Source organism: Streptomyces sp. UF-297 (genome assembly GCF_058245575.1).
The window spans coordinates 83,340-104,651 of sequence record NZ_JBSIBZ010000001.1 but is presented as its reverse complement, the minus strand read 5'-3'; the positions used below and the strand labels follow the sequence as shown (position 1 = coordinate 104,651).

General features: G+C 67.8%; 20 protein-coding genes and 1 pseudogene. 13 read left to right on the top strand and 8 right to left on the bottom strand.

Annotation, left to right across the window (positions count from 1 at the left end; all coding sequences use genetic code 11):
* The first annotated feature begins 366 nt into the window (after positions 1-366).
* Together AC4IJH_RS00570 and AC4IJH_RS00565 are read left to right on the top strand one after the other, a co-directional pair.
* Positions 367-1,272 carry a bestrophin-like domain gene (locus AC4IJH_RS00570; protein WP_490849405.1) on the top strand — a complete coding sequence of 302 codons (906 nt, stop codon included), beginning with the start codon at positions 367-369 and terminating at the stop codon, positions 1,270-1,272.
* A 25-nt stretch (positions 1,273-1,297) separates the two neighbouring features.
* Positions 1,298-2,653 carry an ABC transporter substrate-binding protein gene (locus AC4IJH_RS00565; RefSeq protein WP_490849404.1) on the top strand — a complete coding sequence of 452 codons (1,356 nt, stop codon included), beginning with the start codon at positions 1,298-1,300 and terminating at the stop codon, positions 2,651-2,653.
* A 69-nt stretch (positions 2,654-2,722) separates the two neighbouring features.
* On the opposite strand, the pseudogene AC4IJH_RS00560 reads toward AC4IJH_RS00565, so the two are convergent.
* The 3 genes and pseudogenes from AC4IJH_RS00560 to AC4IJH_RS00550 form a co-directional block, all read right to left on the bottom strand.
* Positions 2,723-2,891, bottom strand: a pseudogene (locus AC4IJH_RS00560) (YjbQ family protein); the annotation flags it as partial.
* Positions 2,892-3,157: 266 nt separating this feature from the next.
* Positions 3,158-3,997 carry a polysaccharide deacetylase family protein gene (locus AC4IJH_RS00555; protein WP_490849403.1) on the bottom strand — a complete coding sequence of 280 codons (840 nt, stop codon included), beginning with the start codon at positions 3,995-3,997 and terminating at the stop codon, positions 3,158-3,160.
* Positions 3,998-4,274: 277 nt separating this feature from the next.
* Positions 4,275-4,463: a hypothetical protein gene (locus tag AC4IJH_RS00550; RefSeq protein WP_490849402.1), complete on the bottom strand. Its 189-nt coding sequence runs from the start codon at positions 4,461-4,463 to the stop codon at positions 4,275-4,277.
* Positions 4,464-4,882: 419 nt separating this feature from the next.
* Between AC4IJH_RS00550 and AC4IJH_RS00545 the strand changes: the two genes are divergently transcribed.
* Positions 4,883-5,260: a hypothetical protein gene (locus AC4IJH_RS00545; protein WP_490849401.1), complete on the top strand. Its 378-nt coding sequence runs from the start codon at positions 4,883-4,885 to the stop codon at positions 5,258-5,260.
* Positions 5,261-5,490: 230 nt separating this feature from the next.
* Here AC4IJH_RS00545 and AC4IJH_RS00540 read toward each other — a convergent pair whose 3' ends face one another.
* The 4 genes from AC4IJH_RS00540 to AC4IJH_RS00525 form a co-directional block, all read right to left on the bottom strand.
* The gene (locus AC4IJH_RS00540; protein WP_490849400.1) at positions 5,491-6,174 is read right to left on the bottom strand and encodes an SCO2322 family protein; all 684 of its coding nucleotides are present in this window, start codon (positions 6,172-6,174) and stop codon (positions 5,491-5,493) included.
* Positions 6,175-6,546: 372 nt separating this feature from the next.
* Positions 6,547-8,283, bottom strand: coding sequence for a nitrilase-related carbon-nitrogen hydrolase (locus AC4IJH_RS00535; protein WP_490849399.1), 1,737 nt, complete (start codon positions 8,281-8,283; stop codon positions 6,547-6,549).
* A gap of 14 nt (positions 8,284-8,297) precedes the next feature.
* A complete protein-coding gene (locus tag AC4IJH_RS00530) occupies positions 8,298-9,728 on the bottom strand; it encodes a cobyrinic acid a,c-diamide synthase CobB (RefSeq protein ID WP_490849398.1) in 1,431 nt (476 codons plus the stop codon).
* Positions 9,729-10,196: 468 nt separating this feature from the next.
* On the bottom strand, positions 10,197-10,616 hold the full coding sequence (locus AC4IJH_RS00525; RefSeq protein ID WP_490849397.1) for a secondary thiamine-phosphate synthase enzyme YjbQ: 420 nt from the start codon (positions 10,614-10,616) through the stop codon (positions 10,197-10,199).
* 124 nt (positions 10,617-10,740) lie between these two features.
* Between AC4IJH_RS00525 and AC4IJH_RS00520 the strand changes: the two genes are divergently transcribed.
* From AC4IJH_RS00520 to AC4IJH_RS00480, 9 genes are all read left to right on the top strand, one after another.
* Positions 10,741-10,824 carry a putative leader peptide gene (locus tag AC4IJH_RS00520; RefSeq protein ID WP_490849700.1) on the top strand — a complete coding sequence of 28 codons (84 nt, stop codon included), beginning with the start codon at positions 10,741-10,743 and terminating at the stop codon, positions 10,822-10,824.
* 190 nt (positions 10,825-11,014) lie between these two features.
* Complete coding sequence (locus tag AC4IJH_RS00515; RefSeq protein WP_490849396.1) at positions 11,015-11,920, top strand: ABC transporter permease; 906 nt, start codon at positions 11,015-11,017, stop codon at positions 11,918-11,920.
* Positions 11,921-11,929: 9 nt separating this feature from the next.
* A complete protein-coding gene (locus tag AC4IJH_RS00510; RefSeq protein WP_490849395.1) occupies positions 11,930-12,691 on the top strand; it encodes an ABC transporter ATP-binding protein in 762 nt (253 codons plus the stop codon).
* Positions 12,692-12,777: 86 nt separating this feature from the next.
* Entirely contained in the window at positions 12,778-13,980 is a 1,203-nt protein-coding gene (locus tag AC4IJH_RS00505) for an ABC transporter substrate-binding protein (RefSeq protein ID WP_490849394.1), read from the top strand.
* Between the two features lies 1 nt (position 13,981).
* Positions 13,982-15,187 (top strand): LLM class flavin-dependent oxidoreductase, encoded by a 1,206-nt coding sequence (locus AC4IJH_RS00500; protein ID WP_490849393.1) that lies wholly within the window; start codon positions 13,982-13,984, stop codon positions 15,185-15,187.
* A gap of 102 nt (positions 15,188-15,289) precedes the next feature.
* Entirely contained in the window at positions 15,290-16,561 is a 1,272-nt protein-coding gene (locus AC4IJH_RS00495; protein ID WP_490849392.1) for a serine hydrolase domain-containing protein, read from the top strand.
* Positions 16,562-16,613: 52 nt separating this feature from the next.
* Positions 16,614-17,699, top strand: a complete 1,086-nt coding sequence (locus AC4IJH_RS00490) for an NAD(P)-binding domain-containing protein (protein ID WP_490849391.1) — start codon at positions 16,614-16,616, stop codon at positions 17,697-17,699.
* A 241-nt stretch (positions 17,700-17,940) separates the two neighbouring features.
* A complete protein-coding gene (locus tag AC4IJH_RS00485; RefSeq protein ID WP_490849390.1) occupies positions 17,941-18,579 on the top strand; it encodes a DUF4956 domain-containing protein in 639 nt (212 codons plus the stop codon).
* The gene (locus AC4IJH_RS00480; protein WP_490849389.1) at positions 18,548-19,297 is read left to right on the top strand and encodes a VTC domain-containing protein; all 750 of its coding nucleotides are present in this window, start codon (positions 18,548-18,550) and stop codon (positions 19,295-19,297) included. Before AC4IJH_RS00485 ends, AC4IJH_RS00480 begins: the two co-directional genes overlap by 32 nt.
* Before the next feature lie 660 nt (positions 19,298-19,957).
* On the opposite strand, the gene AC4IJH_RS00475 is transcribed toward AC4IJH_RS00480, so the two are convergent.
* Complete coding sequence (locus AC4IJH_RS00475; protein ID WP_490849388.1) at positions 19,958-20,476, bottom strand: hypothetical protein; 519 nt, start codon at positions 20,474-20,476, stop codon at positions 19,958-19,960.
* Between the two features lie 223 nt (positions 20,477-20,699).
* On the opposite strand from AC4IJH_RS00475, the gene AC4IJH_RS00470 reads away from it, so the two are divergent.
* Positions 20,700-21,215, top strand: coding sequence for an EF-hand domain-containing protein (locus tag AC4IJH_RS00470; RefSeq protein ID WP_490849387.1), 516 nt, complete (start codon positions 20,700-20,702; stop codon positions 21,213-21,215).
* The last annotated feature ends 97 nt before the right edge of the window (positions 21,216-21,312 follow it).

Genomic DNA, 21,312 nt, shown 5'->3' with positions numbered 1-21,312 from the left:
ACAGCCTGAGCGCGCGCCCGCTGTGTGCTGCGGAAGCCCCCGAACGCGCTGTGCTGCCGGAGAAGCGTGGCGGTGATCCTGGGTCTGCACGTGGGGGCGGGGTGCGGTGGCCGAACACCTCGCCCGTGTCCGGGGCTTCCGTCGGCATGTGGTGGCTGCTCGAAGGATGTCGGTTCCCAGGGAGCCCAGTGGGGGTGTTGTTGTGGGACGGGCGTATCCCAGGGAGGTACCGAGTCCCGGCCGTACAGAAGCCCTGATGAACCCACGGCAGTGCCGCGAGCGGCCTCTCGCGCAACACTTCGCGGCAGGACCACCGTGGGCCCTTGCCCGCTCCGCCGACAGCGCCGCCCCGGAGGGAACTCGCCCATGACGGCCTGGGTCCAGACCGTGGCCTTGTCCGGGGGTCTCCTCGCGTTCGGCTTGGGCGGCCTGTGCCTGCGCTCCAGGGTCCGCCGGCGATTCGGCAGCGACCCCGAGCACAACGAGCGCGTCACCTTTCTGATCGAGGTCGTGGGGCTCTTCTACGCCTTGCTGGTCGGGCTGGTCGCCGTCGGCGCGTACGACCACTACGTGGAGGTCAAGAAGCTGGTCAATCAGGAGGCCTCACAGCTCACCACGGTCTACCGCGCCAGTCAGGCGTTCCCGAACAGCCGGCGATGCCGGATCCAGTCGCAGGTACGCAACTACGCCGGGAACGTCATCGGCGAGGTCTGGCCAAAGCAGCGGCGGGGTGAGATCGAGGAGGACCGGGGGCGGCTGGATGCCGTGTTCGAGTCGCTCATGTTCTACGAACCGCGCAACACCCAGGAGTCGAATGCCCAGTCCGTCACTCTCGAGGCCTTCAACGACTACAACAACCTCCGACGCGAGCGGCAGGGAGAGGTGGAGATCGGGCTGCTGCCCGCGCTCTACGTCGTCCTCTTCCTCGGCGCCGTCATGACCATCGCGGCGACTTGGGTACTCGCCGACGTCAAGCTGATCGACCACCTGGCGCTGACCGGCCTCCTGTCGATATTCATCGGCCTGTTCCTCTCCCTGATCGTCGCACTGGATCATCCGCTCCAGGACAGCAACGCCATCGAACCAGGGCCCTGGAAAGTCGCACTCACACAAGGAATGGGCGTTCCGCCCACGGGCGAGAAGCAGGTGAGCACGTACTTCGGAACATCGACCGCACAACGGGTCCCGGGCTGCCTGTTGGACGTATCCGACTACGTTTCATTCGCGAGCTCCGACCAACTGCCGGAACAAACAGGGGCAGCTCCACGGTGACCCAACTCCTCACCGGGAGGCAGTGATGCCGGTCAAGTGCCGTGGGCCGCTGACACGTATCGCGCTGTCGGGAGTCATGCTGGCCGCGCTCGGGCTCGGCGCATCAGCCTGTGCAGGCGGCGAGGACCGCACCTCGATCACGGTGGCAGCCGTCGATTTCATGCGGGACATGGAAAAGCTGATCGACGACTTCGAGCAGGACCACCCGCACACGCACGTGAACCTCGTCTTTCTCCCCGAGAACGAGTTGCGGCGGCGGACGCCAAAGGACATCGCCACCGAGGCCCGCCGTTACGACGTCATCGCCATCGGCCCTTACGAGGCACCGATCTGGGCCTCCAGGGGGTGGCTGACCCCGCTCGATACCCCCGCGCGGCAGAGCGACGAGGACATGCGGGACTTCGTCCCCATGGTGCGCTCGGCGCTGTCCTACAAAGGCCACCTGTTCGCGGTGCCGTACTACGGCGAATCGTCCTTCCTGATGTACCGCAAGGACCTGCTCGCCAAGGCCGGGCTGACCATGCCTCAGCACCCCACCTGGCAGCAGGTCGCTCAGCTGGCGGCGAAGCTCCACGACCCCGAGAACGGCATTGCCGGGATCTGCCTGCGCGGTGGCCCCGGCTGGAAGAACCTTCTCCCTTTGAACACGGTCATCGCGGCCTTCGGCGGCCGCTGGTACGACGAGCACTGGAACCCCCAGCTCACCTCCCCCGCGACGAAGCGGGCCGTGGAGTTCTACGTCAACCTGGTCCGCCGCTACGGCGAGCCGCACGCCGCCGAATCCGGCCCCGCCGAGTGCCTGGCGGTGATGCGGGAGGGCAGGGCCGCGCTGTGGTACGACGCGACGTCCCATGCCGGCCGCCTCGAGGACCCGGCCAGCAGCAACGTCGCCGGCAAAATCGGCTACGCCCCCGCGCCGGTGGTGCGCACGAAGAGCTCGGGGTGGCTGTGGACCTGGGCACTGGCGATCCCGGTCACCGCGAAGAACCCGCGGGCCGCCTGGGAGTTCGCTTCCTGGGCAACATCCAAGCAGTACCCCGAACTCTACGGTGAGCGACTCGGATGGGTCCGGCTGCCACCCGGCGCCCGACTGTCCACCTACAGACTCCCGCAGTACCAGAAAGCCGCCAGAACATTCATCAAGCCGACGCTCGACGCATTCAAGGCCGTGAACCTCACGCACCCGGAGGTACTCAAGCAGCCCTGGTCCGGGGTGTCATACATCGTCATCCCTGAATTCGCGGGCCTCGGCGACCGGGTGTCCGAGGAAATCTCCGCAGCGATCGCCGACCGGCAGCCACTGGACGCGGCACTGGCGAACGCACAGCTCTTCGCAGAAGACGTGGTGGAAGGCGGCGGCTACAGAAGCCCCTCCCCCTGAACTGGCCGGGCGGCAGCACAGCCAGCCTTCAACTCGCCCCGCACTTACGTCCCATGCCCACCGCGCTGATCCCAGAAGGCTCAACCGGACCTGGCGGTGGGGAATTGTCGACGTTCGCATCGACCAGGCGTACCGACGGCCAGGCGCCGAGAGCCATCGTGCCGTCGAGAACCGGGAGGGTGGCGTTGGACGGTACGAGGACGGGGAGGACGTGGTCGCGGCCGTGGCCGTGGGTACCTGTGGCGGGGGCGCCTTTGCCGTTGTCGGGCACCTCGGAGGGTTTACCGCACGAGGGCACCTGGTGGGCTACCGGTACGGGACACTCGCCCCCTCCCCTCCGTCATCCGCCCCTTGCCCGCAGGGGGAATTCTGACACGGGCGGATGCGGTGGCGTAATCGCTCACGGGCCCGGCGTCCGCGCCGACCGCGCCTCTGTTCGGTGGTGTCGAGCTTCACCGACCACGGAATATGACGCAGCCTCTGACAAGCGCCGGGCGCATGCGCTCAGTCGCTCCAGCGGTCGTGGATCTCGCTCAGCGTCGCGAACCACACATCGTCGTGCTGCCGCACGTGGCGGATGAATCGCTCCAGCATCATGATCGCGTGTGCCCGCCCGCTCACGATGCCGTGCACGGTGAGGGTCACGACGCCGCCGGGCTCGTTCTCGTAGGCGTAGTCGAAGGTGTCCCGCCACCGCGCGAAGACCCCCTCGGTCGACATGAGCCCGGCGAGCACCCCGGGGACATGGTCGAGTGCAGGGACGTCGTCCATGTACCAGGACACGGGCAGTTCGAGCACCGGGCTGGGCGGGCCGAACTCGTTCGGTTCCTCGCGGTGGACCACGACGGGACGTGGCCGGTAGGGGATGAAGTCGCGGCCCATCAACGAGCTGTCCCAGTCGAAGCCGAACTCCTCGAGGATGCCGAGTGTGGCGTCGGAGAAGTCCCAGGCCGGTGAACGGTACCCGCGGGGGCGTCGGCCGACGACCTTCTCGTGCTGGCTGAGCTGCAACTCCATCAGCCGCCGTTCCTCCTGCTCTGTGAGCGAGGGCACCGACTCGTGGTACGCGCCGTGCGCGGCAATCTCGTGCCCGTGGTCGAGCACCGACCGGATGCTGTCCGGGAATGTGATCAGCGTGTGCCCGGGTGTGCACCAGGTCGTTGGGATCTCATACTTCTCGAACAGCGCGAGTAGGCGCGGAGTGCCCACCTCGACGTCGAAATCTCCGCGCGACAGAAACGCGGGGCTGAGCTTGGACGCGTCTCCGTTGGGCGCGCACTGCGCGTCGAAGTCGACGCCGATATTGACGGCGAGACGCTTACCTTCGGGCAGGTTGAGCGGCATAGAGGCTCTTTCGTCGAGTGCCGGGGGGGCTTGGTCGTCGTGTTCCCACCAACACTGCCCTCGAGCGCGCGCATTCCCCTCGAAGCGACGTCGCAACGAGGTCAGCAACCCACGTACACGGCCACATGTTGCCCACACGCCACCACCACTGGCGGTTACGAGCTACTCAACCAACACGCCATGCGACGAACAGGATCAAGGTCCAGCGGTCCGCCACCTCGGCCCCGCCGCCCGGAACATCCGAATCAGACGGCGGGGGCGCAGAGTTGGTGGCGGATCAGCGCCTGCGCCAAGCCAGCCAGACAGCAGCGCCGACTGCGGCCTGCACCGCTGCGTTCGTGGTGGTGCAGGCCCCGAAGGCCGCGCTGTAGCCGGCCACGTAGCCAGTAGCCAGCGCAGCGGCGATCAGCTTGGGGCCGCGGGGTGGGCGTTCGTCTGCCGAAGCGGCCGGTTGCATACTGGTCATGCGTACCTCCCGGTGAGAGCCGGATGAGGGCGACCCGCCGCTTCTGCGATTGCTTCCTACGGCGAGCAGAGGCGGCGGACCTGTGTGAACTACCGTTCCAGCATGCCCTGTTGCTTTGGTGGCGAGTGCACTCGGGGTCATCCGTGGGCCCCGTCGGCGGCACTGAGTGCCGCCGCACAGATCGGCATGCCCCCTATGTCTGGCTCTGAGAAGCAGGGTGTGACGCTTGCCGCCTGCTTGCTCGATCAAATGGTCGGCAGTATCGGCGACTTGAGGGTCGAAGTTCTTGTAGATGCGGTGCCCGATGCGATTCAGCTCTCCCCCATCTCGTCCTCGGCGAACGTACTTCTTGTAGATCCCTGCGGCGAAGGGGGCGGTTCCGTATAGCCGCACAGCTGTCGGATGCGGTGCAGAACGCCATGGCGAATGCCGCTGTATATCTTCTCGACAGCGGTGGCGGCAGCGGCAGGATCAAGATCTTTTCCGGTATGCGGCCCGCCCATGCCAGCAACTCCATCACGAGCGTGCTGCTCGCGACCTTCACCCTGGATCTTCCTGCCTGCAGTTTCGCCACGGCGGGGGGCGCGACGCTCAGTTCCGTGCTGGCGTCCACGACCACTTTCGGCGGGCGTCTCATTGAAGGTCACGGCGGGCATATTCACGCAGCCGACCGCATAGGTGTCGTTATGTCCCTACATTTGACGAACGAGCAGAGCTGGTCGTGCCCGAACTGCATGACGACAGACTTCACCCGCGGCTACGCACCGAGCCGCTTTCGCAACTGCCCCACGGGGTGACGGCCCCCTCGTGCTGGACGGCAGGTGATGCAAGGTCGAGGCAGCCGAGCGCGAGGGCTGCATCGGCGCTGAGGACGCCTGCTTTGATGGTGAGGGATGCCTGGTGATGTCGGTGGTGACGACCCGTGATGACGGGCAAGGTTGCGTCGCCTGTGCAGCGAATCGTCGCCCCGAGCGTAGACGTGCGGTTCCTGGGCGAATGAACGCCCTGTCTGGACAGCGAGTCGAGCTCACGAAGCGTTGCGTCGGCGCCGGGCCTGCCACACGGCTGCGCCGCCCAGGGCAGCGACGATGGCGCCTCCGACCAGCAGTCCTGCGGACGGACCGTCGTCTGAACTGTCGCTGGTGTGACCGCTGTTGCTGTTGCTGTCACTCTCGGCTTTGGGACTGTCGGCTACCGCTTCTCCGCATCCGCGCTGCGGATAGCCCGCGATGGCGCACAGCAACCCTGACGTTGCGTAGCGCAGTGGCGGTGCGGCCTTGGCCAGGGCCTCCGCGGTGGTGGCCTGTGGCGGCAACTGCACGCAGTGCGAGCGTAGGGCCGGGGGCTTCTCGCCGGACGGGGCGTCCTTTGCTGTGCCGAAGTCCAGGACCAAGGCGACCCGCTTGGTGCCTGCCTTCGCCGGAGTGGAGGCGCAGATCGCCTTGAAGTCGGGGGCAGCACGGGGGACGACGGAATCCTTTGTGTCTGCCTGGAAGACGGCGAAACGCAGCCCTTCTACTGAGCCGTCGGCCGGGCGGTAGGTGCCCGGGCCTTCGGCTGTGGTGCGCCAGGTGCCGTTGTCCCCGTGCCGCAGCGACCAGTAGCGGAAGTCACCGGCCTGTGCAGGCGCCGCGGAGGCCAGGGCGAGGGTCCCCGCTGTGGCCACCGTGGCCAGGCTGTAGCTGATGGACCTGATGCTGCTGCGCTTCACTGTGTGTCTTTCGTTTGCTTGGTACGGCCCGCTGCGGTCTGCAAGAGCGTCCGGGAATCTCCGGGTGCATGCCGAAACGGAGGTGAATATAGCTGGCTGCCACATTGTTGACCAGGCATCCCGAACGCCGGCTCTCGCCGGTGCTCGTGGCCGCCTCGTACAGATTCGGTTGCGTTCCGGCGGCGGTGATACGGGATGGGTGGAACTTCTCACCGCGGGCGCGCTGCCTTCTTGCCGAGCGGGGCGGCGTCACAGTGCGCAGCTTCTTGGCCAGCGGGCTGGAAGCGGCCGGGCCGGCCCTTGTTGGGCCGGCCCGGACATCTGAGGGTTATGCGAGGTGGTGAGGGTCCCGGTTTATCGCTTTGTCCGGGGCTAGCAGGTGCGTGCTTCTTCCTGGCAGGGCTTGAGGATGGTGGTGGGGTCGAAGAAGCGGGCCGAGGGCTTGGTGCGGACGTCACCGGTGGTGATGTCGCGGATCACGATGCCTTCGTTCTCGGTGAAGCTGGGGTCCGCCTTGTAGCCGCCGAGATAGATCCCCTCGGGGCCGGACTTGTTGGCGGTGACAATGTGCAGGTAGTCGCCGGTGCGGCTTTTCCAGAGGGCGCTGCGGACCGGATCGCTCCAGTCGGTGTTCATCGCGACGACATCGACTCCCATACGGGCGAGAACATGGGCGGTCTCGGGCGGCATCATGTCGACGTCCTGCATGAGGGCGAGCCGGGCGTAGTCGCGGTCGATGACCAGGTAGTCATTCGACAGCCGGTCCTTGGGGAGCGTTTCGCCGCGCTTGTGGTGGGTGCGCTTGTAGTCGTAGGTCTGCCCGGTCGAGGTGATCAGGGTGCTCTTGGGCACCTCGGTCTTGGTGGCCGGGTAGTGGACGAGCAGGTCGGTCCGATTGCTCGTGGCGAACGACTTCAGCTTCTCCAGGCCCGCGGTGTCAGCGCCGGGGAAGTAGTTGGCCGGGAAGACGATCAGGCGCAGTTTCTTGCCGGAGGACTCGGCCTGGGTCCTGGCCTTGGCCGCGGCGTCGAGGGCGGCCTGCCAGGGGGTTGTGCTGGGACCGGGGTCAACGGCGGCGGCGGTGAAGGTGGTCGCCTCGGGCTGGTGGAACTGCTTCTGCGTGTACGTCTCCAGGGTGTCCTGGCTCATCAGGGAATACATCGCGGGCTTGCGCTCGACCGGGAAGGTGCGCGACTTGCGCACGGGGATCTCGCCATAGCCGATTTGATCGGACTGGCCGCTCACGTCCGCGAGGGCCTTGCCGTCATTGGTCATGATGATGCTGCGCGACCCGAAGTTGAAATCGTAGGGGAACGGCGACGGCACGGTGAAGGTGTTCTGGGTGAACACATCGGGCTTGGTTCCCTTTTCGCCCTTGCCCCAGCGGTTCGCGACAATCATCGAGAAGTCGTTCTCGAAGGTCCGGACGCGGACGAAGTCGGTGTCGATCCCGACGTTGGCGGGCGCAATCAGGATGTCCGCTCCCTGCACCGCCGCTGCCCGGGGGAATTGGGAGTTGAACATGTCCGAGCAGATGACCAGCGCCATCCGACCGTATTCGGTGTCGAAGGTCGGGATCGGGTCGAAACTCGACGCGTTGTACGAGGATTCGATCAGGTGGTTGCGCTTGTGATAGATGCCACGGGTCTTGCCGTCCGGGCCGATGAGCACGGCCGAGTTGTAGTACTGGTTCGTGTCCGGCTCGTAGACGGGCATGCCGAACGCGATGTAGGCGCGGTGCTGTTTGGCGACAGCGCCGAGTGCGTCGGTGGACTTTCCGGGGACCTGTTCCGCGGCCTTGGACATCTCCGCGCGGCTGAAGAAGGAGTAGCCGCTGGTGGCCATCTCCGGCAGCACGATGAGCTTGGCGCCCTTGTCGGCTGCCTGGTTGGCGAGCTCGACCATCTTGGCGCGGTTGTTGTCTACCTTTCCTTCCTCCGGGGCGAAGTGAATCGTCGCGGTCTTGAGGGACTTGGGTGCTGGTGATGCGTTCGATGCGGCGGCGCTCTGGGGCTCGTGGCCCGGCAGCAGGGGAATCAGCCCTGCCAGGAGGGCCGCCACCATGACCGACCGGAGCCGGTGGCGACGGAACAGCGTGGTCCGTTTCAAGGAATTTTCCGATCTCATATGGCGGATGCCTTCTTCGAGTTACTCAGAGCAGCACTCAGGAGACTCTGCGGGATTTCCGGATGCATGCCGAAATGGAGATGAATGTAGCTGGCCGCCACGTTGTGGAGCAGGAATCCCGCACTGCGGCGTTCCCCTCTGCTCGTTGTCACCTCGTACAGATTCGGCTCGATCTCGGCAGTGGTGATACGGGACTGGTGAAATTCCTGACCGCGGGCCCGCTGGCCCGCTTCACCGTGCGGGGACGGCGCCTGCGTGCGTACGTCAACGTAATCGATGGAGAGATAATGACGATCCATCACCACATCGATCGGGAGGATACCGGTCATAGCCGCTTCCTTTCCGTCGAAGTCGGTCAGTGACCGGGCGAGGTACATCATCCCGCCGCACTCGGCGTAGATCGGCAATCCGTGCTCTGCGCGATCCCTCAGCTCCTGCATCAGCGAATGGTTGGCAGCCAGTTCGGCGGTGAAACTCTCGGGGTAGCCGCCGCCGAGGTAGACCGCGTCGATGTCATCCGGCAGTCGGAAATCGACGGTGGGACGGAAGGGCACCAACGTGAACCCGGCATCCTCCAGCGCGTGCAGGTTCTCCTCGTAGTAGAAAGAGAACGCGGCGTCGCGTGCCACTGCCAGTCGTGCGCGGGGCGCATCGGGGCCGGTTCCGCGCGGCGGATGAGGTGTGGGTGTTACGGCAGGGTGGGGCAGCGCGGTGCGCGTGGCTGCCAGCAGCCGGTCCATATCCACCGTGTTGCCGGAGGCGATCTGTGCGCGGGCGCGTTCCGCGGCGCCGGTCGGGTTCTCCTCGACCGTGGTCAGCCCGAGGTGTCGCTCGTCGACACGCAGGTGCTCGCTGCGCTCGACCCAGCCGGCCACGAGCTCTCGCAGGTGGTCCGGCAGCGCGGTGAGGACCATCTCGGCGTGGGTGCGGCTGCCGACCCGGTTCAGGACACATGCGGCGATGCGGACCTCGGGGTCGAAGGCCATCAGGCCGCCGAGGACGGCTCCGGAGGTGCGCGTCATTCCCCACACGTCCATGACGACCACGACGGGAAGGCCGAGGAGCTTGGCGATGTGCGCCGCGCTTCCCTTCTCCGTGCCGTTCTCCCCGTCGTACAGCCCGCCCATGGCCTCGATGACGCACACGTCCGCCTCCGCGGACCAGCGGTCGAAGGCGCGGCGCACTCCCTCGGCCCCCATCATCCACAGGTCGAGATTGATCGACGGGCGTCCGGTGATCTCCCGGTGATATCCGGGGTCGATAAAATCAGGGCCGATCTTGAAGGCTTGTACCTTCAGCCCGCGCTCACGCAAGAGGCGCAGCAGAATGGCCGTAACAGTCGTCTTCCCCGCGCTGCTGTGCGTCGCAGCGACAACGAATGCGGGCCGCAACCGCGCTGCGGGGTCGGCATCGGCCGTGTTATTCACTCCTGCTCCTCCAGAACGAGTCGGTCTTCAGTGCAGTGACGCAGAGTACCGCCAGATTCCGGGCAGGAACGGTCGGAAGCAATCCACTGGAAGCCATCTGTACGGGGAGCGGTTCGTCTGAAGTGAACCTCGTGATCAGGCGATGAGGCCGTAATCGCGCCGGCTGGACACGAGGGAATGACGCTGGTGCTCGCGACGTGCGTGGTGGTTCAGCATCAGCAGGCGTCGAGGTCACCGTTGTCGATCAATGCGGGGACTTCGCGGACGGCCTCGGTGCAGGTAGGTCTCCAGCGGGCGGCATCCCGCTGGATCAGGTCGAGTTGGTGGACACCATCGACCAGGACAGCAGCGAGGGAGACGGTGCACCACTTGCGTGCCGTGGCCGGGCCCGCTGCCGCACTTTCTCAGCCGTCGGGCCGTTCGGTGCGGCCGGGCCACGACCCTGCGGTCCAGCTCACGACGGCTGCATCAGCCCAGGAAGCTCAGCCGGACCTGGCGGTTGGGGTTGTCGACGTTGGTGTCGACCAGGCAGACCGACTGCCAGGTGCCGAGGGCCATGGTGCCGTCGAGGACCGGGATGGTGGCGTGGGGTGGGACGAGGGCGGGGAGGACGTGGTCGCGGCCGTGGCCGGGGGTGCCGTGGCGGTGGCGCCAGCGGTTGTCGGCGGGGAGGAGGTCGTGGAGGGCGGCGAGGAGGTCGTCGTCGCTGCCGGCGCCGGTTTCGAGGACGGCGATGCCGGCCGTTGCGTGCGGGACGAAGATGTTGAGGAGGCCGTCGGCTGCGGATACGTCGCGCAGGAAGGCGGCGCAGTCGGCGGTGAGGTCCATGACGGTCTCGGTGGAGCCGGTGGTGACGTCGAGGGTGCGCGAGGTGAATGCGGAAGTCATGGGTCCATCTTCGTACGGGCGGGGCTGAATGCGGGTAGGTGTGGGTGCAATGTCGCTGCAACAAAGGTCCAGCAGGCGAGACGATAATTGACCGGGGTTGACGCACGACGCTACGTTCGGCGGCATGTCTACGTCACCCTTGCTCACTTCGCGCGGTCACATCGACCTGCTGCGGGTGGCCTCCGCCGCGTGTCGCCGCGGCTGTTGACGTTGCTTTCTTGGTGACTTGGGTGCGCGGTTGCCGTTGATGGGGTTTTGATCGCCGCCTGCGCCGTTCCTCTTCTGTTGTCAGTGCTGCCGCGCTTTTCGCGTTCTTTTCCTGAATTCGTCTGAACTCCGCGCGTTGTCGGGGGCCGCCATGCCCTGATGCGCGGCCTTCACCTGCCCGTGGAGCCCCTATGTCTCTCGATCAGGCCGAGTTGGGCCATTCCCCGCCGGCGCCGCAAGCGCCTGGACTCTCCGCTTCGGCGCAAGCGAAGGAGGCTGTGGACGGGCGGGCTCCGGAATTGCGGGCCGTTGTTCCCGTGTCCGCTCGGCGGCGGTTCGTTCCGCGGTGGCTGCGACGGACCGTGGGGCCCGTATTCCTGTTGGTGCTGTGGCAGGTGCTGAGTTCGACCGGGGTGCTCCAGGGGGACATTCTCGCCTCGCCTGGCACCATCGCCCGTACGGGTTCGGGGCTGGTCTCGGACGGGACGCTGCCGTCGGCGATGCTGGTGTCGCTGCAACGGGTCGCGGTCGGGCTGCTGTTGGGCGGGGTGGTGGGCATTGCGCTCGCGCTGGTGTCCGGGCTGTCGCGGCTCGGGGAGGATCTGGTCGATGCGACCGTGCAGATGCTGCGATCCATCCCGTGGGTGGGTGTGATCCCGCTCTTCATCATCTGGCTGGGGATCGGCGAGGCGCCGAAGGTCGCGCTGATCGGGCTGGGCGTCGCCTTTCATCTGTATCTGAATGTGTACGCCGGGATTCGCGGCGTGGACGCGCAACTGGTGGAAGCCGGAACGTCGTTGGGCCTGGGGCGGTGGGGACTGATCCGGCATGTCGTCCTGCCCGGTGCGCTCCCCCATGCCATGACCGGGTTGCGCTATTCGCTGGCCACGGCATGGCTCGCGCTGGTCTTCGGTGAGCAGATCAATGCCGATGACGGTATCGGCTTTCTGATGAATCAGGCGCGGGAGTTCTTCCGTACCGATGTGATCGTGGTCTGCCTGGTGGTGTACGCGGCGCTCGGGCTGCTCGCCGATTTTCTCGTGCGGATGCTGGAGCGGCTGTTGCTGCAATGGCGGCCGACGTTCACCGGAAAGTGAGGGAGAGGGGTGAGTGATGTGGTGGATGCGTCGACGATTTCTGGCGTGGCGGTGCGGGTGCAGGGACTGACCCGGTCCTTTGGCGGGCGGAATGTCATCGATCAGCTGCAACTGGACGTACGGCCCGGGGAATTCGTTGCGCTGCTGGGGCGCAGCGGGTGCGGGAAGTCGACGCTGCTGCGGGTGCTGGCCGGGCTCGACCGGGAGATCGGGGGCGAGGTGCTGGCGCCCCGGCGCAAGGCCGTCGCGTTCCAGGCGCCGCGGCTGATGCCGTGGAAGAGGGTGTGGCGCAACGTTCTACTCGGGTTGCCCGGGAGTCCTGAACGGGCCGATGCTGTAAGGGCGTTGGAGGAAGTGGGGCTCGGGCATCGCGCCGATGCCTGGCCCAAGACGCTGTCCGGGGGCGAGGCCCAGCGCGCCTCGCTCGCCCGTGCGCTGGTACGCGAGCCGGATCTGCTGTTGCTGGACGAGCCGTTCGGCGCGCTGGACGCGCTGACGAGGATCAAGGCGCAGCGGCTGGTGTCCGAGCTGTGGCAGGAGCGCGGGTGCGCGGTGCTGCTGGTCACGCATGACGTCGAGGAGGCGCTGTTGCTGGCCGATCGGGCGCTGGTGATGGACGGGGGCGTGATCGCGTACGAGACGGAGGTGGATCTGCCGCGGCCGCGGGACATCTCCGACCCTCGCTTTGCCGCGCTGCGCGGGCGGCTGCTGGACCGGCTGGGGGTCGAGGGGGCCTCCGTACCGGCGTCAGCGCCGGGCGCGGCTGCTTGAACCGGTCGGTTACGGGCGGGATGCCTCTCGATGCGCGCCTCCCGTACGCACCCTCGATACGTACGAAACCCACGAACGGAACGTTGATGAGATCACCTGGCACCGCCGCACCGCCGACACGGCCGGCCCCGCGGCCGACCTCCCCGCGGCCGGCCTCCACCCGAACACGCCGCCTCGCCCTGCCCGGCCTGCTGCTGCCGCTCGCCCTGTTGCTGGCCGCGTGCGGAGGCTCGTCCAAGGCGGCCGGGTCCGCCGGCGGGGCGGGCAGCGGTACGGACGGCAAGGGCTCGGTGACCTTGAATGTCGGCGACCAGAAGGGCGGCGCGGAGGCCGTGCTGCGCGCCGCCGGAGAGCTGGACGACCTGATGTACCGGATCAAGTGGTCCACCTTCACCTCCGGTCCCCCGCTGCTGGAGGCGGTCAACGCGGGGGCCGTGGATGTGGGAGCGGTCGGCAATACGCCGCCGGTCTTCGCGGCCGCCGCGAAGTCGAAGATCAAGGTGGTGGCGGCCTCGCACGGGTCCTCTGCCGGGGAGGCGGTGCTGGTCAAGCGCGACTCGCCGCTGAAGGAGCCCGCCGATCTGAAGGGGAAGGCGATCGCGGTCGCGCAGGGCAGTTCCGCGCACTTCCAACTGGTGGCGTCGCTGAAGAAGGCGGGGCTCACGCCGAAGGACGTCAGGCTCAACTACCTTCAGCCCGCCGACGCCCTGGCCGCCTTCACCCGCGGCAAGGTCGACGCCTGGGCGGTGTGGGACCCCTACACCTCGCAGGCGCTGGACCAGTCGGACGCCCGGGTGCTGACCACCGGCGACGGCGTGGTCAACGGGCTGTCCTTCCAGGTCGCGGCGCCCGCCGCGCTGGCGGGCAAGGAGAAGTCCGCGGCGATCGAGGACTATGTCGAGCGGCTGCGGCGCGCCCAGGACTGGGTGTACGCGCACCCGGACGCCTGGGCCGCGGTGTGGGCCAAGGAGACCGGGCTGCCCAAGAAGGTGGCGCTGGACGCGGTCAAGCGGTCCAAGGGCACGGCGGTCGCGGTGGCCCTGGACAAGGCCGCCGTCGCCTCCGAGCAGGACATCGTCAACTCCTTCGCCGAACTCGGGCTCATTCCACGGCGGTTCGACTTCGCCGAATTCGTCGATCCCCGCTTCAACGGTGACCTGCCGCCGTCGAGCACGGCGCCGCGTACGTACGGAAAATCCGGGGCTCCCCAGGCATCGGGAAAGGCATCCGGGGCAACCGGCACGCCCGATACCTCCGGGATCTCCACTTCTTCGGGAAAGGCCGCTTGATATGTCCGTGCATCTGCATTGGTTCCTGCCCACCGGCGGTGACGGGCGGACGCTCGTCGACCGTCACGCCTATACGGACGGTGGTATCCGGCGGGACCGCATCACTCCGGTGAGCGGGGTGCGTGCGCCCGACATCGAGTATCTGACGCAAGTAGCCAAGGCGGCAGAGCAGTTGGGGTTCGAGGCGGTGCTGACCCCGACGGGTACGTGGTGCGAGGACGCGTGGCTGACGACGGCCGCTTTGACGCAGGCCACCGAACGTCTGAAGTTTCTGGTCGCCTTCCGGCCCGGGGTGATCTCGCCCGTGCTGGCCGCGCAAATGGCGGCGACGTACCAGCGGATCTCGCGGGGGCGGCTGCTGCTGAATGTGGTGACCGGGGGTGACTCCACCGAGCAGCGGCGGTTCGGCGACCATCTGGGACACGACCAGCGGTACGCACGGACCGATGAATTCCTGCAGGTCGTACGGGGCGTGTGGGGCGGGAAGCCGTTCGACTTCCACGGGGAGCACTATCAGGTGGAGGGCGGGCTGACCGCGCTGCCGCCGGACCCGCTGCCGGAGATCTTCTTCGGCGGTTCCTCGGCGGCGGCCGGCCCGGTGGCGGCGCGGAATGTCGACGTCTATCTGACGTGGGGCGAGCCGCCCGAGCAGGTCAAGCAGAAAATCGACTGGATTCGAGGGCTGGCGGAGCAGGAAGGCCGCCAGGTCCGCTTCGGCATCCGGCTGCACACCATTTCGCGGGATTCCTCGAAGGAGGCCTGGGCCACCGCTCATCGATTGCTGGACGATCTGGATCCGGAGACGGTGGCCGCCGCGCAACAGGCGCTCGGAAAGAGCGAGTCGGTGGGGCAGCAGCGCATGCTGGCACTGCACGGCGGTTCGCGGGACAAGCTGGAGATCGCGCCGAATCTGTGGGCGGGAGTGGGGCTGGTACGCGGCGGAGCCGGTACGGCGCTGGTCGGCAGCCACGGCGAAGTCGCCGACCGTATCGAGGAGTATCACGCCCTGGGCGTCGAGCACTTCGTCCTCTCCGGATATCCGCATCTGGAAGAGGCGTACTGGTTCGGTGAAGGGGTGCGGCCCGAATTGGCGGCGCGGGGGCTGCTGGAGGCGGTGGCCTCACCGTTGAGCGGAGTGCCGGCGGCCAATGGCCGTCCCGCTTCGGCACCCGGCGGGGCGCCGCTGCTGTTTTCCGGGGGCCGATGATACGGATCGGCCGCGTTGGACTCTCAACCCTGGTGAGGGCGTTCGGCGTCATGGAGTGCGCAGAGGGCACTGTGGCCCCAATTGACGCCGGAGGCACCACTGATGACGCAGCGCGCAACTCGCACTGCCCGTACGGCTCGAACTGCCCATACGGCTCGCACTGCTCGTACGTCTCGCACTGCCCGTACGGCTCGTACCGCTCTGATTGCCGCGACATTGAGCGCCGCAATCGGAGCGACCGTACTCGCTTCGCCCGCGTACGCGACGGATTCGGCCCCCGCCAGTGGGCATGAGGCGACTCGGAACGCGATGCGGCAATTGGTGGAGGCGGGCGGGCTGCCCGGTGTCATCGCCAAGGTGCGGGACGGCAAGGGGACATGGTCCGCAGCGGTGGGTTTCGCGGATACCGATACCCAGCGGAAACGGTCGGCCGATGAGCATTTCCGGGCGGGCAGCAACTCCAAGATGTTCATCGCGACCGTCATGCTCCAGCTGGAGGCGGAGGGGAAGCTGGACCTGGACGACACCGTGGATTCCTGGCTGCCCGGCCTGGTACGGGGCCATGGCCACGACGGCACCCGGATCACCCTGCGCCAACTGCTGAACCACTCCAGCGGCATCTTCAACATGACAGACGACGAGGAGTTCGGGCGAAACACCTCCGGCCTCGACTTCCCGGCGCACCGCTATGACACGTACCGGCCCGCGGAATTGGTCGCGATCGCCATGAAGCACCGGCCGGCCTTCGAACCGGGCCAGGGCTGGTCCTACTCCAACACCAACTACGTCGTCGCCGGAATGGTCATCGAAAAGGCCACCGGCCGCTCGTACGCCGAGGAGGCCACCCGGCGCATTCTGCGGCCGCTGAAGCTGCGGCACACCTCCTTCCCCGGCACCAGGGCGCAGCTGCCGAAGCCGCACCCCGTGGCGTACACCCGGCTCCACGAGAAAGCGCCCGATGCCACGATCCATGACGCCACCGAGCAGAACATGACCTGGCTGGGCGCCGCCGGCGATCTGATCTCCACCGCGGACGACCTCAACCGCTTCGCGCGTGCGCTGCTGCGCGGAAAGCTGCTGCCGCCAGCGCAGATGAAGGCGATGTTCGACGGGCTGCAGGTCGACCCGAAGGACAAGAGCACCACGTACGGCCTCGGAATCCAGTCCTCCAAGCTGTCGTGCGGTGTGACCGTGCACGGCCACACCGGCCGCGTCAACGGCTCGCTCTCCGGAACGGCGAGCACGACGGACGGTGAGCACCAGCTGACTTTCAGCATCAATGGCGACTGGATACCGAATCCTGCGCTCTACTACAACATGTTCGAGGCCGAATTCTGCGGACAGGGCACATCAGGCGGCAGGGCGGCCTCCTAGCCACGGCGGGAAGAGCGGGAAGATTTCCGCACCCCGGCCAGTTGGTAGAAACATGAACCAAACCGGGGTGCGTGAGGTCGAGGTCGTGGTGATCGGCGCGGGGCAGGCAGGGCTGGCCGCCGCCTTCCACCTGCGGCGGGTGGGGTACGAGCCGGAGCGGGACTTCGTCGTCCTGGACCGCCCTCCGCAGCCGGGCGGCGCCTGGCAGTTCCGCTGGCCGACGCTGACCTACGGCAAGGTCCACGGCATGCACGCGCTGCCGGGCATGGAACTGTCCGGCGCCGACCCCGACGCCCCGTCCTCAGCGGTGATCGGCACGTACTTCGACTCCTACGAGCGCACCTTCGGCCTGCGGGTACACCGCCCCGTACACGTACAGGAGGTGCGCGAGGGGCACGACGGACGGCTGAGAGTGGAGACATCCGAGGGTGCCTACGAGACCCGTGCGCTGATCAACGCGACAGGCACCTGGGACCGGCCGTTCTGGCCGCGCTTCCCGGGGCAGGAGCGCTTTCGCGGGCGGCAGGTGCACACCGCCGGCTACCGCGGGCCGGACGACTTCACCGGGGAGCGCGTGATCGTCATCGGCGGCGGCACCTCGGCCGTACAGCACCTGCTGGAGATCGCGGAGGTCGCCGCGGACACGACCTGGGTCACCCGCCGGCCGCCCCTCTTCCGCGAGGGGCCCTTCGGCCAGGAGGAGGGGCGCGCCGCGGTCGCTCTGGTCGAGGAGCGGGTACGCCGGGGCCTGCCGCCGCGCAGCGTGGTGTCGGTGACCGGGCTGCCGATGACCGAGGCGATGCAGCGGGCCCGCGAGCGCGGCGTACTGGAGCGGCTGCCGCTGTTCGAGCGGATCACCGAGACCGGGGCGCGGTGGGCGGACGGGCGGGCCGTGGAGGCCGACGCGATCCTGTACGCGACCGGCTTCCGCGCCGCCATCGACCACCTCGCCCCGCTGCGGCTGCGCGAGCCAGGGGGCGGCATCCGCATGGAGGGCACGCGCGTGCTTCGCGACCCGCGGATTCACCTGGTCGGATACGGCCCGTCGGCGAGCACCATCGGGGCCAACCGGGCGGGGCGGGCTGCCGTACGCGACCTGCGCCACCTGCTGGAAACCCCCGAGGCCGTCGCGGCCTGAAGCCTTCAGGATCTCGCGATCCGACCAACGGTCAGGCACCAACGTAAGCCCCCGGCAGGTGAGTTGGAGCCCGCCACCACCACGGCAAGAGCGCCTATTGCGACACCCGGAGTCCTATACCAGACACTTCTTTCTCAGGTCCATCAAGAATTCACCTCGTTCACCTGGAAGTTGGGGAACGTTCACCTCCCGCTCTCATAAGGTCTGGGTCTCTTCCGACCTACCCAAAGAGAGCGAAGCCATGGACTCCCTACGCCACCTCGCCGCGCACCTGGGGCTCGACCTCGCGGCCATCTGCGTGCTGACGTTTGCGATCTACTACCCCAGGCACCGGCGGCGCGACCTCGTCCCGGCGTATCTGGCCCTGAACGTCGCCCTGTTCACCGTGGTCGCGGCCCTCGCCGAAGTGGGCGGCAACGGCGGTACGGCACTGGGATTCGGGCTCTTCGGCGTACTGTCGATCATCCGGCTGCGCTCCGACGCCGTCCAGCACGAGGAGGTCGCCTACTACTTCACCACCCTCGTACTCGGCCTCATCTGCGGCCTGCCGCACCTCGCGTTCGGCATGGCGGCCGCGCTCAGCGCCGTACTCCTGCTGGTCGTCTACACGGCCGACCACCCACGCCTGCTCGCCCGCGCCCGACGCACCGTCGTCACCCTCGACACCGTGCACGGCGACCCCGCGGCGCTCCGCGAGGACCTCGCACGGCGGCTGGGCGAACCGCTGCACTGGACGGTCATGGAGGTCGACTACGTACGCGACCTGATGGTCGTCGACGTCCGCTACCGCGAGCCCGAGCCGGGAAGAGCGCTGCCGCGCCCCGCGCGTACGGACGCCGAGCCGGCGCGTGCCGCCGAGCCCGTACTGGACGCGGTATGACCACCGCGGCGGCGATACCCGCCGCACGCGCCGTAGCCGAAGCGGCCGACGACACCGCCCCGTCACCCTCGCCGAACTCAACGAACGCTCCGCGCTCCTGGCACGCTTCGACCGCAGCTATCTCGTACCCGCAGATACGTTCCTGGACGTGCTGGCCCGCCTCACCCGGCCACGGCACCACGGCACGCCCTCCCGCGCCCTGACCATCAACGGCCGACGCGCCTTCCGCTACCACTCCCTCTACTACGACACCCCCGGCCTCCGCTCCTTCCACGACCACCGCCAAAGCAGGCGCCTCCGCCTCAAGATCCGCGAGCGGGTCTACGAGGACTCCGGCGAGCGGCAGTTCGAGATCAAACTCAAGGGCGGCCGTGGCGACACCGTCAAACACCGCATGCCGCTGGCCGCACCGGACTCCCCGCCCGACGCCGCCCACCAGGCCTTCCTCGCCGCCAACCACTGGCGCCGCGCGGCCCGCCACGCCTTCGGCTCCCAGCAGCCCCCACCCACCACGCACTCCGCGCCACGCCCGGGACCAGCCACTGGAACGGCTGCTCGACGCCAGGCGACTGACCGGGACGCGCCGCTGCCTCACCAAGCCATGGGAAGCCTTCGCGAACCGGTCTTTACCGCCCAGCCGGCGCACCAGCCTGGTTCGGTCCGCGCCATCGCCATCGCCTGCCGCTGGGCGGAACGGGGCGCACGACCACGACCGTGAAGGACGTGAAGCAAAGGGCGGCCACCTGTTGAGTCAAGCTGACCCTGCGGAACCGGCTGACCCGAGGGCTTCCCTCAACCGGTCACAGACCCCCTCCACCTCCGCCGCCCCGGGGAAGCGCCCCGCCTCGGCCATAGCCATCTGCAGCGCGGGGCCGAAAGCATCAAACCGCACCATGTCCTGCTTCCCAACGGGCTGCACTACGAAGTGGACATGGCCGGGAACCCCGTCGGCATGCGACCACAGACACACATACACCTGCTCCGGGCGCATCACTTCAGTAACAGCAGCACTCACTCTCCGCAACAGGGGCCCCAACTCGCTGCTCTCCTGCGCCGTCAACTCGGCAACATGCACCACATGCCGAGTCGGCTTCACCACGACGGTCCCCAGCCCCAGCGGCCCAACGCAGTGCTCAACAACCCAGAACTCAGTCCGCAACACGCTCCCACCCGGCAGCACAGCCCTGCCCACCGTGAGGTCACACGCCAGACACCCTCCCCTCACACCGGCATCCTCAGCCACCAGCGCACCCCCAATCCCAGACAGCCCCTTCTCCCCCACTCAACATCGAACACAGCAGCCTGTCCGGTCGAGTCCGGGAATTCAGTACCCGGGCCGGGCCTGCCTCTCCGAGGTGCATCCAGTCGCACCCCGCCGCTACGGCAGGATCTCCAGCTGCACCGCGCTCCGGGTGCTATGAAGGCCGGAGGTGAGGCAGTCCGTGGGCAGTTGCTGGGGTAGCGAGGTCACGGTCCGGCGTACGAGGTGGCCCTCGCCGCGCCCCTCTGTGACCCGGCCCGACTGCAGGACGACCAGGACGCCCGCGACGCGGGCGGTGGTGGCGCCGTCGATCACGATCACCGACCGGGTGCCATCGGCGTAGCGGACCGTTTCGGTGCCGCTGGCGCCGGACAGCGACAGGCAGGACGCCGCCGGCGCGACGGCGTCGAAGGAACCGGTGGCCGGGGCGGTGCGGCCGGGGGCGGTGGTGCAGGTGTAGCGCACGTCCGCGTGGTTGCGAGTCTCCCGGGGCAGGAGGGTGAGCGCCGGTTCGTACCGGCCGTGGGCGTTGCCTGCGCACATTGCGGCCTCGTACCCGCCCGTCCCGGCCTGCCCGGCCGGCGCCCACACCAACGACGAGACCACCAGCGCCAAAGACCCCAGCATCACCGTCATACCGCGCCCTCGCACCATACGCCCCTCCAGCAAGTCGTCTGCATATACGAGCGCTTGACTACCCAGGGGCCCATCGCCTGACCCGGCACTTCGAAGTGCACCAGCGGCGCATACCTGCTCGGCACGCCGTTGCGCACCCCCGTCCTCCCAAGGGCAGCTTGGCAGCCGGAACGTCCCGGGTAGACAGCGCTGGTCGAGCCCCCGTCAAACAGGAGGAGAGCGAGTGAGCCGTACGACCGACACAGCCGCCACCGCCGCCAGGGTGCGCGTGTTCGCCATGATGGACGCCGACGGGGACCAGGTCATCACGCGGCACGACTACCTCTCCCGCATCGACCGGACCGTCCTGGCCACAGGACGCACCGAGGACGACCCCCTCGTCGTCACCGCCCGCACGCACGGCATCAAAGCCTGGGGCGCAATGGACGCGAACAACGACGGGAAACTCACCTTCGACGAGTACAACGCGTGGGTGGGCGCCGACAAGTTCGACAACATCTGCCGCTTCGCCCTCGGCGCGCTCTTCGACCTCGCCGACGCGGACGGGGACGGCGCCCTCGACAAAACCGAATTCACAACACTGCGCACCGCACTGAACAACCCTCCCGGAAACGCCGCCGCCGCATTCGACGCGCTGGATGCCGACGGCAACGGCCTGGTCGGCCGCGACGCGTACCTGGCGTCGATCCGCGCCTATATCGTCGGCGACAACTCCCCTATGGGCGAGGCCCTGTATTAGGCAGTTCGCGCTGAGTCGAGGGAATGAGGGGAGGCGGCTGACGGACGACGCGGGGACGGTCGTGGAGCCGTTTCTGCCGGTAAGCGACAACCAGTGT

What these genes read in the sequence shown, in the direction of transcription:
- AC4IJH_RS00515 (WP_490849396.1), top strand. Translation starts at nt 11,015, where the DNA reads ATGTCTCTCGATCAGGCCGAGTTGGGCCATTCCCCGCCGGCGCCGCAA.
- AC4IJH_RS00485 (WP_490849390.1), top strand. Translation starts at nt 17,941, where the DNA reads ATGGACTCCCTACGCCACCTCGCCGCGCACCTGGGGCTCGACCTCGCG.
- AC4IJH_RS00500 (WP_490849393.1), top strand. Translation starts at nt 13,982, where the DNA reads ATGTCCGTGCATCTGCATTGGTTCCTGCCCACCGGCGGTGACGGGCGG.
- AC4IJH_RS00525 (WP_490849397.1), bottom strand. Translation starts at nt 10,616, where the DNA reads ATGACTTCCGCATTCACCTCGCGCACCCTCGACGTCACCACCGGCTCC.
- AC4IJH_RS00505 (WP_490849394.1), top strand. Translation starts at nt 12,778, where the DNA reads ATGAGATCACCTGGCACCGCCGCACCGCCGACACGGCCGGCCCCGCGG.
- AC4IJH_RS00520 (WP_490849700.1), top strand. Translation starts at nt 10,741, where the DNA reads ATGTCTACGTCACCCTTGCTCACTTCGCGCGGTCACATCGACCTGCTG.
- AC4IJH_RS00490 (WP_490849391.1), top strand. Translation starts at nt 16,614, where the DNA reads ATGAACCAAACCGGGGTGCGTGAGGTCGAGGTCGTGGTGATCGGCGCG.
- AC4IJH_RS00475 (WP_490849388.1), bottom strand. Translation starts at nt 20,476, where the DNA reads ATGACGGTGATGCTGGGGTCTTTGGCGCTGGTGGTCTCGTCGTTGGTG.
- AC4IJH_RS00565 (WP_490849404.1), top strand. Translation starts at nt 1,298, where the DNA reads ATGCCGGTCAAGTGCCGTGGGCCGCTGACACGTATCGCGCTGTCGGGA.
- AC4IJH_RS00570 (WP_490849405.1), top strand. Translation starts at nt 367, where the DNA reads ATGACGGCCTGGGTCCAGACCGTGGCCTTGTCCGGGGGTCTCCTCGCG.
- AC4IJH_RS00550 (WP_490849402.1), bottom strand. Translation starts at nt 4,463, where the DNA reads ATGACCAGTATGCAACCGGCCGCTTCGGCAGACGAACGCCCACCCCGC.
- AC4IJH_RS00495 (WP_490849392.1), top strand. Translation starts at nt 15,290, where the DNA reads ATGACGCAGCGCGCAACTCGCACTGCCCGTACGGCTCGAACTGCCCAT.
- AC4IJH_RS00545 (WP_490849401.1), top strand. Translation starts at nt 4,883, where the DNA reads ATGGCGAATGCCGCTGTATATCTTCTCGACAGCGGTGGCGGCAGCGGC.
- AC4IJH_RS00555 (WP_490849403.1), bottom strand. Translation starts at nt 3,997, where the DNA reads ATGCCGCTCAACCTGCCCGAAGGTAAGCGTCTCGCCGTCAATATCGGC.